14 protein-coding genes are annotated in these 12,838 nt (G+C 67.4%); 10 read left to right on the forward strand and 4 right to left on the reverse strand.

The window, feature by feature from the left end:
• Nucleotides 1-5: 5 nt before the first annotated feature.
• Nucleotides 6-653 (forward strand): dienelactone hydrolase family protein, encoded by a 648-nt coding sequence (locus ABIB54_RS15690; RefSeq protein WP_354576457.1) that lies wholly within the window; start codon nucleotides 6-8, stop codon nucleotides 651-653.
• Here ABIB54_RS15690 and ABIB54_RS15695 read toward each other — a convergent pair.
• Genes ABIB54_RS15695 through ABIB54_RS15705 form a run of 3 tightly spaced genes read right to left on the reverse strand, consistent with a single transcriptional unit; the run spans nucleotide 650 to nucleotide 4,607 of the window.
• The gene (locus ABIB54_RS15695) at nucleotides 650-1,636 is read right to left on the reverse strand and encodes a Gfo/Idh/MocA family protein (protein WP_354576458.1); all 987 of its coding nucleotides are present in this window, start codon (nucleotides 1,634-1,636) and stop codon (nucleotides 650-652) included. The genes ABIB54_RS15690 and ABIB54_RS15695 overlap by 4 nt on opposite strands.
• On the reverse strand, nucleotides 1,633-3,579 hold the full coding sequence (locus ABIB54_RS15700) for a DUF5107 domain-containing protein (protein ID WP_354576459.1): 1,947 nt from the start codon (nucleotides 3,577-3,579) through the stop codon (nucleotides 1,633-1,635). Before ABIB54_RS15700 ends, ABIB54_RS15695 begins: the two co-directional genes overlap by 4 nt.
• Nucleotides 3,576-4,607 (reverse strand): N-acetylglucosamine kinase, encoded by a 1,032-nt coding sequence (locus tag ABIB54_RS15705; RefSeq protein ID WP_354576460.1) that lies wholly within the window; start codon nucleotides 4,605-4,607, stop codon nucleotides 3,576-3,578. Before ABIB54_RS15705 ends, ABIB54_RS15700 begins: the two co-directional genes overlap by 4 nt.
• Nucleotides 4,608-4,744: 137 nt before the next feature.
• Here ABIB54_RS15705 and ABIB54_RS15710 point away from each other — a divergent pair, with 137 nt between their 5' ends.
• Genes ABIB54_RS15710 through ABIB54_RS15730 form a run of 5 tightly spaced genes read left to right on the forward strand, consistent with a single transcriptional unit; the run spans nucleotide 4,745 to nucleotide 9,801 of the window.
• On the forward strand, nucleotides 4,745-5,653 hold the full coding sequence (locus ABIB54_RS15710; RefSeq protein WP_354576461.1) for a MurR/RpiR family transcriptional regulator: 909 nt from the start codon (nucleotides 4,745-4,747) through the stop codon (nucleotides 5,651-5,653).
• A gap of 14 nt (nucleotides 5,654-5,667) precedes the next feature.
• Entirely contained in the window at nucleotides 5,668-6,435 is a 768-nt protein-coding gene (locus tag ABIB54_RS15715) for a sugar isomerase domain-containing protein (RefSeq protein WP_354576462.1), read from the forward strand.
• 50 nt (nucleotides 6,436-6,485) lie between these two features.
• Nucleotides 6,486-7,922 (forward strand): N-acetylglucosamine/diacetylchitobiose ABC transporter substrate-binding protein, encoded by a 1,437-nt coding sequence (gene ngcE, locus ABIB54_RS15720; protein ID WP_354576463.1) that lies wholly within the window; start codon nucleotides 6,486-6,488, stop codon nucleotides 7,920-7,922.
• A complete protein-coding gene (locus tag ABIB54_RS15725; RefSeq protein ID WP_354576464.1) occupies nucleotides 7,919-8,917 on the forward strand; it encodes a carbohydrate ABC transporter permease in 999 nt (332 codons plus the stop codon). Before ngcE ends, ABIB54_RS15725 begins: the two co-directional genes overlap by 4 nt.
• Entirely contained in the window at nucleotides 8,914-9,801 is an 888-nt protein-coding gene (locus ABIB54_RS15730) for a carbohydrate ABC transporter permease (protein WP_354576465.1), read from the forward strand. The genes ABIB54_RS15725 and ABIB54_RS15730 overlap by 4 nt, the downstream gene beginning before the upstream one ends.
• A gap of 18 nt (nucleotides 9,802-9,819) precedes the next feature.
• Here ABIB54_RS15730 and ABIB54_RS15735 read toward each other — a convergent pair whose 3' ends face one another.
• On the reverse strand, nucleotides 9,820-10,335 hold the full coding sequence (locus tag ABIB54_RS15735; RefSeq protein ID WP_354576466.1) for a DinB family protein: 516 nt from the start codon (nucleotides 10,333-10,335) through the stop codon (nucleotides 9,820-9,822).
• A 53-nt stretch (nucleotides 10,336-10,388) separates the two neighbouring features.
• Here ABIB54_RS15735 and ABIB54_RS15740 point away from each other — a divergent pair, with 53 nt between their 5' ends.
• The 4 genes from ABIB54_RS15740 to ABIB54_RS15755 all read left to right on the forward strand — a co-directional run bounded on the left by ABIB54_RS15740 (nucleotide 10,389) and on the right by ABIB54_RS15755 (nucleotide 12,523).
• Complete coding sequence (locus ABIB54_RS15740; RefSeq protein ID WP_354576467.1) at nucleotides 10,389-10,706, forward strand: DUF2470 domain-containing protein; 318 nt, start codon at nucleotides 10,389-10,391, stop codon at nucleotides 10,704-10,706.
• A gap of 116 nt (nucleotides 10,707-10,822) precedes the next feature.
• Nucleotides 10,823-11,233 carry a DUF4383 domain-containing protein gene (locus ABIB54_RS15745; protein ID WP_354576468.1) on the forward strand — a complete coding sequence of 137 codons (411 nt, stop codon included), beginning with the start codon at nucleotides 10,823-10,825 and terminating at the stop codon, nucleotides 11,231-11,233.
• Nucleotides 11,234-11,269: 36 nt separating this feature from the next.
• A complete protein-coding gene (locus tag ABIB54_RS15750; protein WP_354576469.1) occupies nucleotides 11,270-11,821 on the forward strand; it encodes a hypothetical protein in 552 nt (183 codons plus the stop codon).
• Between the two features lie 54 nt (nucleotides 11,822-11,875).
• Nucleotides 11,876-12,523: a biliverdin-producing heme oxygenase gene (locus ABIB54_RS15755; RefSeq protein ID WP_354576470.1), complete on the forward strand. Its 648-nt coding sequence runs from the start codon at nucleotides 11,876-11,878 to the stop codon at nucleotides 12,521-12,523.
• The last annotated feature ends 315 nt before the right edge of the window (nucleotides 12,524-12,838 follow it).

Consider the following 12,838-nt stretch of genomic DNA (forward strand, 5'->3'; position numbering starts at 1 on the left):
CCGGTATGTCAGAGCTCGTCCCCATCCCCTCGCCGGGAATCCCCCTCAGCTTCGGCGAGCGGGGCAGACCGCTCGTGCTCGTGCTGCACGACTGGTACGGACGTCTTCCCTGGCTCGCGAACTACGCCACCGCGCTTTCCCGCCAGGGCTACCGCGTGGTCGTTCCCGACCTCTACAACGGGGTCGCCACCGTCGAGGCCGCGACCGCAGAGGTGCTGATGGCCCAGCTGGATGTGGCGGGTGCCCTCGCGGAACTCGACGACATCATCCAGGTGGCGCGCACCGAAGGCAGCACCCGGGTGGGAGTGGTGGGATTCTCTCTCGGCGGCTGGCTCGCTCTCTTGCACGCCCAGAGCGGCGAGGCGGATGCGGTTGTCGCGTACTACGCGACGCTCGGGCCGTCCCAGCACGGCGTGATCCCCGCCCCTGTGCTGCTCCATCTCGCCGAGATCGACGACTGGGATGAGGGAGAGGACCCGGAGTCGTTCATCGACAGATTGAAGGACCACGGCACGCCGATCACCGAGTGGACCTACCTCGCGACCGTGCATTCCTTCGCCAACGCGACGATCACCGATCGCGTGGATGTGAACGCCGCCGCCCTCGCCTTCGCCCGCACCTCCGCGTTCCTGGAAGACCACCTGCTCGACTAGTCGAGGGCGACGGCGTGGCCGGCGCCCAGTGATTCGCGCGCCGCGAGGGCGACGGCGAGAGCGAGCACCGCGGCATCCACCGGGCAGAAATCTGGAGCGGATGCGGAGCGCACGCACTCGAGGAAGTATTCGGCCTGGTTTCGGTAGGGATTGTGCGCCCCGATCAGCTTCTCCGTCACCCCCGCCGCGGTCTGCAGGCGCACGGTGTCCGGCGCCGATGACAGCTCTTCCGAGTCGAGCCTTCCAGCGAAACCGTGACTGGCGATCCCCTCGCTTCCGACGAGATCGAGCGTCGAGGCGAAGGTGAATCCGCGCGGCATCCCCATAAAACCCGTGGTGTGGCCCACCCCTCCCCCCTCGTAGTCGACGGTCGCCTCGACCGGGCCGTCGGGTCTCGCGCGGCGTGCAGTCACCGAGAGCGGGGTGCCGAGCAGCAGGTTGAGCTGGTCGAAGTCGTGGATGCTGAAGTCGACCACCATCCCGCCGGATTGCGCGTCATCGTGCCACCAGGTCGATGGCCGGGGAGCCGGGCTGAACCGGCCGGCGCGCACGGACAGCACGCTGCCGAGCATCCCCTCCTCCACCGAGCGCCGCACCAGTCGGTAGCCGTCGAAGAAGCGCACCACGTGGGCGACCATGAGCACCCCAACACTCGAGGCGGCCTCATCCCGCAGGGCGACGGCATCCGCCATCGTGAGCGCTATCGGCTTCTCGAGCAGCACGTTCTTGCCCGCTCGCAGGGCGCGGAGGGCGATTCTCGCGTGGGTGGTCGTGGGGGTGCACACCGACACGATGGTGACCCGGGGGTCTGCGAGAACCACGCCGAGGTCCGGTTCGAAGCGCGCCAGCCGCGCATGTGGCAGCGGTGCCCCATCTGTCAGGGTAGTGACATAGAGGATGTCATCACCCAACCCGAGTTCACTCCAGGCCCGCGCGTGAGCCTGAGCCATCGCTCCGCGACCGACGATCGCGATGCCCGTCATCGGCTGTCCTCGGTCATGCTGAACTCGTACTGACGAGGGATCGGCTCGTTCGGGATGACCTGTCGCCAGAGTTCTGCCATGGCGTTCTCGCCCTCCCGGAGGTCTGCGACCACGATGTCCCCTCGCAAGAGCGTCACGGCTCTCGCAGAGTCTCCCGCCAGGGCGAGAGCACGAGCCTCCAACAGTCGCAATCTGCCGCTGCGGTGACCTCCCCCGATTCCGGGGAGCGACAGCATCTCGAGGGCGGCAGTCGCCGCACCCTGCGCGATCGCCGCCGTCGCCGCTTCGACGATCAGCGCCGTGTCGGCTGGATCCAGCCGGCAGGCGCGGCGGTAGTGCTCCACCGCCTCGGCCCGCCCCCGCGGATCGCTTCCGCTCATGCCGAGCATGCCGAGTCCGCGCTCGGCACCGGCGCTCGACCCGAACTCGAGGGATGCCCGGTAGAGGCGCGCGGCACCCTCGCGGTCTCCGGCGGCGTGCCTCATGGTGGCCCGGTGGAAGCAGGATGCCGCGCTGTCGCCCCCTTCGGCGCAGAGCCTTTCCCAATCGGCGCCGGCCACGAATCCGCCGGTCCCCGGCGGCGGGCTCGACGCGGTGCGCCCTTCCACCAGCTCCAGCCAGCAACGCTGGTCGTCCGTGATGGACTCGCGCGGGAAGGGCGTGCCGGCCTCGTCGACCCACCTCCGCCCCGATCGACTCCGTCGGGCGCTCTCGAGCGCGCCCCATCCGCTGCCGGAGAGAAGAATTAGAGTGGGAGGCAGGTCGGCCCAGGACCGGGCTGCACGGTGCGCAGCGTCGAGCTCGGCCGCGTCCGCCAGCCGCGAGAGCCGCTCTTCTGCATGGGTGACAGCGTGTCGCCAATCCGGGCTGTGCGCGAGCGCCGGGGAGAGCCGGCCATTGCCGTAGGCCTCCACCCAGCTCCAGTCCGCGCCGGCGGGCATCTCCAGGTGCTGGAACTGGGTCTGGGCGAGCCCAGCCTGAATCTCGGCATAGTCGCCGCCGCGTGGCGTGAGCCACCGCTGCCAGCGCCGGCCTCCGGCACCCCTCCCCCAGACGAAGAGCTTTCGCCCGCGCAGCCCCCGTGTGGACAGCATCGCCAGACCGTCACCCTGCTGATCGGCTGCGACCACCCACGGGCGCTGCTCCGGCGGGATATCGAAGAAGAAGTCCCTGGCCCGGGCGTTGTTCCTCGGCCGGGTCCAGTCTGTTTCGGGTGGCTCCGCGCTGACCGGCACTCGGGAGATGCCCCCCTCGTACGCGCTGGCGAAGGCGGACTCGGCGGGGGCAAGCACACGTGTGTGCTCGCTCTCGGGAATGGCGGCGTTGGTCCACCAGTACATCGGAACGGCGCTGTCGTTCGGGTTCCTCAGTCGCACCGCGACGAACAGCACCGGCGAATCATCCGGCAGCCACGCATCGACCTGGAACACCACCTGGCGCAATCGGTCGAATTCCCACAGCCGGAGAAGCTCCTCGCCCTCCGGCGTGCGGACGATCGCCGTGTGGACCGGGCTCGCCGTGCCCGGTGAATGCCCGCGAGTGCCGATGTTCCATTCGATCCCCCCGGCGAACCAGGCGTTGCGCAGCCCGAGGTTGGCGAGCTGGATCGTGTCGGGCGAATGGAGGAGGTGCTTGCCGCTCAGCTTGTCGAAGAGCTCCCACAGTCGCCCACCCCATTCCGGAAGGAACACGGCGCGCAACAGGTCGTTCTCGAGCACCACGGTCATCACGGGCGTGTCCACGAGATCGCGCCCGTAGTCCCCCTGCTCCTGGTGGGGGTACAGGGTGGACGGATTGCCGTATACCGAACCCTCGAGGATCTCCGGGGGAATGCCCCCGGAGATCGAGGATGGCGTCTCCAACGGAGGACCGACCATCGGCAGCGTGTCCGGACTGTCGAACTCCGGGAGTGCAAGAACACGAGACCCTGTCGTGAGGCTCATGCGACGCCGGCCCTCGCGCGCGCACCATCGATCTCCGCCGTGAGGCGACGATGCAGGGCCGGGTCCACCTCGAGGCCGAGATGACGGAAGGCGAGAACAGCGGCTCCGACGATGCCGTCCTCCACCGGCACCAGTTCGGCGCCACCGAGGGCGTCCTGCAGCGCGTCGGTGAAGATGGCCGGTGCGCGCGCGAGCCCGGCCGCGAGCACGCTGCCGCCCAAAACGACCACCCCCGGCACCGAGGTGTCGCCGAACTCCGGTTCCCGTGCGGCGCTGAGCACCCTCGCGATTGCCTCGGCCGCCGCCTCGAGGATCTCGCGAGCCACCGGGTCCGCGGGTGAGACGTCGAGGGCCTGGAAGGCGAGCGGGGCGAACCGGGCGAGCTCGACGGGCCGCAGCGCGTAGAGCTCATGGACGAGCCGCGAGAGCTCTTCTGACCGTCCACGACTCCGCGCCCCCGTTCGCTCGATGCCGGTCGCCTCGAGCAGGAGCTGAGTGAGTGTGGTCGCCGGGCCAAGCCCGTCGAGCGAGGCGACGACCGCGCGGGCGACCTGCTGGCCGATCCAGAATCCCGAGCCGGCGTCGCCGAGCAGCCAGCCCGATCCGCCCTTCACCGTGTGGATCTGGCCATCGGAGATGCGAGCGGCGATCGTGCCCGTGCCGGCGATCACCGCGTAGCCCTCGACCAGCGGCGTACCGGAGCAGAAGGTTCCCAGCAGATCCGGCTCGATGACGGTGCGACCGGCGAGTCCGAGACCCGCGAGCCTCGACTCGAGCAGCGTGATGAAGGGGGGCGTCGCTGTGCCTGCCAATGCGATGACCACGAGCGAGTCGCTGGTCGGCGAGGGGGTCTGCCCTCCCAGAGCCCGCTCGGCGGCGAGAGCGAGGGCGTCGACGGCGCCGGCCACGCCCACCGCGGTGGGATTGCCTCCGCTGGCGCGGCCGAACCCGGAGCATGCTCCCGACTCATCGAGCAGCACGGCCCGAGAGGATGTGCCCCCCGCGTCAATGGCCAGAATTTTTCGCATCGTTACTTCTTCGAAATATTTGGGATCTGAGCACACTGTACTGTAAGAATAATTTTCGTGAACCTCCAAAGAAGGAGATTGTAATTACCACCGTCACGTCTGCCCCCACCACTCCCCCCGGCGAGCATGCCGCAGGGGTGGCCAACCGCATCCAGTCGCGGCGGCCGGAGATGTCGGGCGCCATGGCGAAGATCGCGGACTACCTGCTCGAGTACCCCCAGGCGCCACTCAAGCTCTCGATCGGCCAGCTCGCCGCCCAGGCCGGAGCCTCCGCGGCCACCGTCACTCGATTCTGTCGCCTGATCGGCTATGCCGGTTACGTGCCGTTCCGGGTGAGCATCGCCACCGATTTCGGGCGCAGCACGGCGCGCGACTCCTGGAAGACCGACATCGGCCGGGCCTTCGGGCCACAGGATTCCGCCGCGGATGTGCTCAGCACCCTGATCAACGCGCACTCCCGCACGCTGCGTGAAACCGCTGCCGCGATCGATCTGCCCCTGATGAAAAAGATTGCCAAACGCATCGCCACGAGCAGTCACGTCGACATCTACGGAGTCGGGGGGAGCGCGTTCCTCGCCGAGGAGATGCAGGCACGCCTGTATCGCATCGGTGTGAACACGCACGTGTGGTCGGAGGTTCATGCGGGGCTCACGAGCGCCGCCATCCAGAATGCCGGATCGGTGGCCATCGGAATCTCCAACTCCGGGCGCACGGAGGAGACGATCCAAATGCTGCGGGAAGCCGGTCGGGCCGGGGCGCTCACCGTGGCGATCAGCAACAATCCGACCTCTCCCCTCGCGGAGAATGCGAATCTCACGATCGTCACCTCGGTCTACGAGCAGTTCCTCCAGCCCGACGACCTCTCGGCGAAGCACGGCCAGCTGCTCGTGCTCGACCTGCTGTACCTGCTCACCGCGCAGGAGAACTTCTCCCGCTCCACCAACAACCTCGCTGCTTCCGCGCTAGCGGTGGCGACGCACCGCCGCCCCCGCCGTGCCCCGGTCTCCCCGCGCGCCGCGCGCGACACCCCACCATCGATCGACTGAAAACAGGAGTCACCGTGCCAGAAACCGTCACCCAGTCCGACCTGGACAGCGCCTTCACCCGCGAGGTCCAGTCTCGAATCGAGGCTCTCGCGGCGAGCGCCCAGGCCGGCGCCTTCGACGAGGCCATCACGCTGTTCGTCGAGGCGATCGGTCGCGGTGGAGTGATCCAGGCCTTCGGTACCGGCCATTCGGAGGCCTTCGCCATGGAGATCGCCGGTCGTGCCGGTGGCCTCATCCCCACCAAGAAGATCGCCCTCCGCGACGTGGTGCTGCGTGGCAGCCTGGACATCAGCGCCCTCGGCGGTTCCTCCCTCGAACGCAATCCCGACATTGCCGCGGAGCTGTTCGCGATCGCGGGCGCCGGCCCCAACGACGTCTTCGTGATCGCCTCCAACTCCGGTGTCAACGGCTCGATCGTCGGCCTCGCCCTCGAGGCGAAGCAGCACGGTCATCCGGTGATCGCGGTGACCAGCCTCGACCACACCATGCGGGTCGAGCCGAAGCACGCCAGCGGCAAGCGACTCCGCGATGTGGCGGATGTCGTGCTCGACAACCTCGCTCCCTTCGGTGACGCGACGATCGAGCTCTCCGGGGGAATCCCGGTCGGCGCGGTCTCCTCGATCACCGCGGCCTACATCGCCCAGATCCTCACCATCGGCACGGCCCAGCGCATCGCCGCGCAGGGTTCCACGCCTCCCCTCTACATCTCGGCGAATATCCCGGGCGGAGACGAGCACAACAAGGCCCTCGAACTGCAATACAACATCACCCGCAACGCCTGATTCGCAGCATCCGGAATCCCCGTCACCCCAAGAATGAAAGGCAGTACACCATGAGCAACACCTCTTTGACGAACGCAGCAGTGACTAAGGCAGCAGAGCCCTTCCAGCGCCGCCAGTTCCTGCGCGGCGCCCTCGCTGTCGGCATCTTCATTCCCGCCACCGGGATGCTCGCATCCTGCGTGGGCGGCGGGGGCACCACCGCGGCGCCGGGCGGCACCGTGTCGGCCAAGAACCCCTTCGGCATGGCGGACAAGTCCACGGTCGACGCGGTCATCTTCAAGGGCGGCTACGGCATCGACTACGCCGACTTCGCCGGCAAGGTCGTGGAGAAGGCTCAGCCCGGATCCACAGTCAAGGTCACGGCCGCGACCAACATCGCGCAGACCCTTCAGCCGCGCTTCGTCGGCGGAAACCCGCCCGACGTGATCGACAACAGCGGTGCGAACCTCATCGGCATCAACACCATCCGGGCCCAGCTCGAGGATCTCACCTCGGTGATCGAGGCGAAGAACCTCGAGGGGAAGGTCATCAAAGACACCCTCTACGCCGGGGTGGTCGAGCCGGGCACCTTCGACGGCAAGTTCGTTCAGCTCAACTACGTGCTCACCGTCTATGCGATGTGGTACTCGGCTTCGCTGTTCGAGACGAACGGCTGGACCGTCCCCACCACCTACGATGAGGCTCTCGCCCTCGGCGCGAAGGCGAAGGCACAGGGCAAGTACCTGTTCGGCTGGGGCAAGGAGGCTGCCACCTACTACCAGACGATGGCCATCGCGTCCGCGATCAAGGAGGGCGGAGACGACGTGCGCCTCGCCCTGGAGAACCTGAAGGACGGATGCTGGTCGCTCCAGCCCATCCAGGACGTGTTCGCCGGACTCAAGAAGATCATCGACGCCGGCTACATGCAGCCCGGTGGTGCTGGTACGCAGTTCACCGCGGCTCAGGCCCAGTGGAGCAACGAGGAGAAGTTCCTGCTCTACCCCTCGGGCGGCTGGATCGAGAACGAGATGAAGACGCAGACCAAGGCGGGCTTCAAGATGACCGGTGCTCCGGAACTCACGGTGACGACGTCATCCAAGTTCCCGCAGAAGTCGCTGCACTCCACCGCCGGTGAGGGCTACATCGTGCCGTCCCAGGGCAAGAACGTCGCCGGCGGCAAAGAGTTCCTTCGCGCGATGCTCTCGAACGACGCGGCGGTCAACTTCGCCAAGACGACCTTCTCGTCGACCATCGTGAAGGGCACCATCCCGGCGGATGGCTTCGGCTCGACGGCACTCGTGTCGCAGGTGAAGCTGCTCGACGGCGCCGGCAGCGACGTCTTCTCGTGGAACTTCGTCGACCTCTACGGGCTCAACACCGACCAGCTCGTGGTGTGGAACACCTTCCTGCAGGGTGACTCCTCTGTCGCCCAGCTCACGTCGAGCCTGCAGTCCATCACCGACAAGGTGCGCAACGACAGCTCGGTGAAGAAGGTCACTGTCACATGACCGCTGTCGTTCCCCCCACTTCGGCGCCGGGCGGCAGAGTCTCTGTCGCCCGGCGCTGGAGCCGGCGTGATCTCACTTTCGACAAGATCAGCTTCATGATCGTGTTCCTCGTCGTGCCCGTTCTCGGGTACGTGCTGTTCGTGGTGTGGCCGTTCATCCAGGCCTTCTACTACTCGCTCACGGACTGGTCTGGATTCACGCCCGGGATGAACTTCATCGGCCTGGTGAACTACGGCAAGCTCTTCTCCGACGACATCTTCATGAAGGCGGTGGGCAACAGCCTCATCCTGGTGATCTTCCTGCCGATCATCACCGTGGTGCTCAGCCTGGTGCTCGCCTCCCTCGTCACCGTCGGCGGACCGAGCCACGGCCCCGTGCGCGGACTGCGCAACTCGAGCGTGTACCGGGTGGTCTCCTTCTTCCCGTACGTGATCCCGGCGATCGTCATCGGCATCATCTGGAATCAGGTCTACGACCCCAGCCACGGCATCCTCAACGGACTCCTCACCGGGCTGGGGCTCGACCAGTTCCAGTCGTTCGCCTGGCTGGGTGAGCAGCGGACCGCCATGATCGCGACGATGTTCGTGATCGTGTGGGGGCTCGTCGGTTTCTACATGGTGCTGTTCGTCGCCGCGATCAAGGGAATTCCCGCCGAGATCTTCGAGGCGGCGCGCATCGACGGGGCGGGCCGTTTCCGCACCGCGGTCACGATCACCATTCCTCTGATTCGCGACAACATCCAGACCGCCTACATCTACATGGGCATCCTTGCGCTGGATGCCTTCGTCTACATGGCCGCGCTGAACCCCGGCGGCGGTCCGAACAACTCCACCCTCGTCATGTCACAGCAGCTCTTCACCACGGCATTCACCAAGGGCCAGTTCGGCCTGGCATGCGCCATGGGAGTCGTTCTCGCGCTGGTGACCCTGGCCTTCGCCGGCATCGTCTTCCTGGTCAACCGACTCACCGGCGGCACGAATGAGGTAGCAGAATGACCACGATCAAAGCGGATGCCGCCGTCCGCACCTTCACGCGCAAATCCGCCACGACCACCGGCGATCGCGTGGTCGGCGGTATCTCCCACACGATCCTCACCGTCTGGTGCATCATCGTGGTGCTGCCGCTGCTCTGGACGGTCATGTCGTCGTTCAAGAGCAGTTCGGAGATCTTCTCCTCGCCGTTCTCACTGCCGGCGAAGTGGAACTTCGACAACTATGTCGGCGCCTGGACGACGGCCGGGATCGGCAGCTTCCTCCTCAACACGGTGATCGTCGTATTCGGCGCCCTGGCGGTGACCATGCTGTTCGGCGCGATGTGCGCGTACGTACTCGCCCGGTTCCAGTTTCCGGGAAGCCGCGGCATCTACTACCTGATGCTCGCGGGCCTCACCTTTCCCATCTTCCTCGCGATCGTCCCGCTGTTCTTCGTGCTGCGCAGTATCGGGCTGCTCAACACGCTGCCCGGGCTCATCCTCACCTATGCGGCATTCGCCCTGCCGTTCACCGTGTTCTTCCTCTTCTCGTTCTTCAAGGCACTGCCCAATTCGATCGCAGAGGCGGCGGCGCTGGATGGCGCGGGGGAGTGGCGCACGTTCTTCCAGGTGATGCTGCCGATGGCACGTCCCGGACTCGCCACCGTCGCCATCCTCAACTTCGTCGGCCTGTGGAACCAGTTCCTCCTGCCGGTGGCGTTGAACACCGATCCGAAGAACTATGTGCTCACGCAGGGCATGGCGTCCTTCGCGTCGCAGGCCGGCTACTCGGTGGACTTCGGGCAGCTCTTCGCCGGGGCCGTCATGACGATCGTGCCGGTGTTCATCGTCTACCTGATCTTCCAGCGCCAATTGCAGGGCTCCGTGTCGCAGGGCACGAGCAAGTAGAGCCAGCTCCCGCGCGCGTCACTCGGCGGCGCGTACGTCCCAGAGGTGATGCGTCGGGTCGTGGGCGAGGTACACCGCGAAGCTCGCAACGGTGAAGGCCGCCCCGTCGCTGCGGCGGCCGGGGCGGCTCCACGCGGCATCCGGAATCGCCTCGAAGGCATCGGCGAGCGCCGAACCGGCCGCGATGATCTCGCGTGCGACCGCTGCCGGTTCCTGCTCGTTGTACCGCTCGGCCAGTGCCGTCTCGTCCTGGTCCCAGTTGGGGAAGACCGGGTCGTGCTCGTCGAGCATCAGCCCGAGGCGCACGAGGAAGATGCGGTACACGTCCCGCACGTGAACGGCATATTCGAGGGGCGACCAGGTGCTGTCGTCGGGCCGCTGCGCGACATCCGCTCGCCGCAGAACCGCCGGCCAGGCCGCCGCGTTCGCGCGCACGAGCCCCGCGACATCCCGTGCCGTGATGGTGGTGGCGTCGAAACCGCACTCCGGGCACGGTCGATCGAGCACCCAGGTCCAGTTCTTGGTGTCAGGCATGATCGGCATGCTCCCATGGTGGCCCATGAGGGCGAACGGATACCGTAGATGTCGTGCCAGATTCCCCCGTTTTCCCGCCCGCCGTGGTCGCTGCCGTGCTGTCCCATATGAACTCCGACCACGCCGACGACAACCTTCTCATCGCGCGCGCCTTCGCCGACCCCGCCGCTACCGCTTGCGCGATGACCTCGCTCGACGGCGAGGCCGGCTACTGGGGCTACGCCGTCGAGGGGAGCGGCGATGAACGCGACAGGGAATTGCGGATGCCGTGGGCTGCGCCCATCACGGAGCGCGCCGAGATCCGACGCGAGATCGTGTCGCTCTACGAGCAGGCGCACGCCCGCCTCGGCACCATTCCTCGACCCCGCTGAGGCTACGCTGGGCACTCGCTGAGCGCGCGGTGAATATCCGCTACCAAACCCTCGGACGCGCGGCCACGAATACCTAGTCAAGCGAGACACCCGTCGAGCTGTAGAGGAGAAACATCATGTCCAAGTCACCCAACCGCCTGCTCGCGACCGTCTTCGGCGCGGTCTACCTTCTCGTAGGACTGCTCGGCTTCACGGCAACGTCCGGCATCGGCTTCTTCGATGTCAAGGGCGGCCTGCTGCTCGGCATCTTCGAGGTCAATGTGTTCCACAACGTCGCCCACCTTCTGATCGGCGCCGCGCTTCTCATCGCCGGACTGTCCAGCATTCGTGCATCCAAGAGCGTGAACACCACGATCGGGGCCGCGTACCTGCTGCTCGGCATCGTCGGCCTGTTCATCCTCAACTCGGCCGCCAACATCCTCGCCATCAACACCGCGGACAACGTGCTCCACTTCGGTAGCGCCGTGATCCTGCTCGGCGTCGGGCTCGGCGCCGACAAGGCAGTTCGCGCCCACGCGGCCGCGTAGTCGCATCCGCTCGATCGATCGCAGGGGAGAGTTCTCATGTCTGTCATCACCCGCTCGTGGCTGTCCTTCGCCGCCATCGGTGCCGGAGTAATCCACCTGGCACTCGTGATCAGCTCTCCCCTCGCGGTCGGCATCCCCCTGACGGTGTTCGGCCTCGCCGAGCTCACCTGGGGCGTGCTCATCCTCGTGAAAGACCGACTTCTCGTTCCTCGGCTCGCACAGGCTGGAGCCCTCGCACCGGTGCTGCTCTGGAGCCTCCTCACCGTGACGGCCACCCTTCTCGCCGCGCCCCAGATCGCGTCTTCGCTGCGATTCGTTCCGATGGGCATCGCCGCTCTCTTCGAGCTCTTCATCGCCACGATTCTCAGTGTGATCCTTCGCCGGCGATCGTCGGACGGGCCGGCAGCGCGAGCGCCGAAGGCCCCCGGTGCGGTGCGCTACCTGGCCGCCGTTATCGTCGCGGGAGTTCTGGTCGGAGGTCTCACCACCCCGGCTCTCGCCGCGACCCAGGCCGGATCCGTAGCGATGGAACACGGGGGGACGATGGGCGGAATGATGGATATGAACATGCCGGGAATGGGCCACTGAGCACCGTTCACCCGACTAAACTTAGGGTCACCTAACCTGAGCTCAGGAGTCGCCGTGACCGCTGTCATTCCCTTTTCGCAGGCGCTCCGCGAGCGCACCTGGTCCGGTCACGGTGACAGCGAGGGGGCGGGCTTCATGTCCGACCTCATGACCGGCAGGGGCACCCGCGAGGACTACATCGCCCTGGTGGCCCAGCACTTCTTCATCTACGAGGCACTCGAGGCTGCGGCGCAGCGGATGGCCACGGATCCCGTTGCCGCGCCGTTCATCAGCCCGCAGCTCACGCGGCTTCCCGCCATCCGCCTCGACCTCGCCTTCCTGCTCGGGGATGACTGGCACCAGCAGATCGCACCCCTGCCCACCACGAAGCGCTACGTCGATCGGCTCAACACCGTCGCGGCCACCTGGCCGGGAGGCTTCGTGGCGCACCACTACACGCGGTACCTCGGCGACCTCTCGGGTGGGCAGGTCATCCGCACTCTCATGCAGCGACAGTTCGGCTTCGAGACGAACGGGGTCGGCTTCTACCTCTTCGACCAGATCGCCAGGCCGAAGCAGTTCAAGGAGACCTACCGCGAACAACTGGATGCCGTGGACTGGAGCGCGGAGGAGCGCGAGCGCGTCATCGACGAGGTGCTCATCGCCTACCGGTTCAACACCGAGCTGTTCGAGGACCTGTCGCGCGCGAAGGCCGCCGCCTAATGCGTCGTCGCTGAAGCGGGCCTGTTCGGCGTCGGGGATGCTCGCGCGTATCCGGGCGTCGGGGGGGGGGGGGGGGGGGCCCCCCCCCCCCCCCCCCCCCCCCCCCCCCCCGGGGGGGGCGCGGCCCCCCCCCCCCCCCCCCCCCCCCCCCCCCACCACCCCCCCCCCCCCCCCCCCCCCCCCCCCCCCCCCCCCCCCCCACCCCCCCCCCCCCCCCCCCCCCCCCCCCCCCCCCCCCCCCACCCCACCCCCCCCCCCCCCCCCCCACCCCCCCCCCCCCCCCCCGACCTCCTCCGGGCTCGGCCCGGCGGGAGC

It is taken from the genome of Frigoribacterium sp. UYMn621 (genome assembly GCF_040549525.1).
In the GTDB taxonomy this organism is placed as follows: Bacteria; Actinomycetota; Actinomycetes; order Actinomycetales; family Microbacteriaceae; genus Lacisediminihabitans.

What these genes read in the sequence shown, in the direction of transcription:
- ABIB54_RS15690 (WP_354576457.1), top strand. Translation starts at nt 6, where the DNA reads ATGTCAGAGCTCGTCCCCATCCCCTCGCCGGGAATCCCCCTCAGCTTC.
- ABIB54_RS15695 (WP_354576458.1), bottom strand. Translation starts at nt 1,636, where the DNA reads ATGACGGGCATCGCGATCGTCGGTCGCGGAGCGATGGCTCAGGCTCAC.
- ABIB54_RS15700 (WP_354576459.1), bottom strand. Translation starts at nt 3,579, where the DNA reads ATGAGCCTCACGACAGGGTCTCGTGTTCTTGCACTCCCGGAGTTCGAC.
- ABIB54_RS15705 (WP_354576460.1), bottom strand. Translation starts at nt 4,607, where the DNA reads ATGCGAAAAATTCTGGCCATTGACGCGGGGGGCACATCCTCTCGGGCC.
- ngcE (WP_354576463.1), top strand. Translation starts at nt 6,486, where the DNA reads ATGAGCAACACCTCTTTGACGAACGCAGCAGTGACTAAGGCAGCAGAG.
- ABIB54_RS15725 (WP_354576464.1), top strand. Translation starts at nt 7,919, where the DNA reads ATGACCGCTGTCGTTCCCCCCACTTCGGCGCCGGGCGGCAGAGTCTCT.
- ABIB54_RS15730 (WP_354576465.1), top strand. Translation starts at nt 8,914, where the DNA reads ATGACCACGATCAAAGCGGATGCCGCCGTCCGCACCTTCACGCGCAAA.
- ABIB54_RS15735 (WP_354576466.1), bottom strand. Translation starts at nt 10,335, where the DNA reads ATGCCTGACACCAAGAACTGGACCTGGGTGCTCGATCGACCGTGCCCG.
- ABIB54_RS15745 (WP_354576468.1), top strand. Translation starts at nt 10,823, where the DNA reads ATGTCCAAGTCACCCAACCGCCTGCTCGCGACCGTCTTCGGCGCGGTC.
- ABIB54_RS15750 (WP_354576469.1), top strand. Translation starts at nt 11,270, where the DNA reads ATGTCTGTCATCACCCGCTCGTGGCTGTCCTTCGCCGCCATCGGTGCC.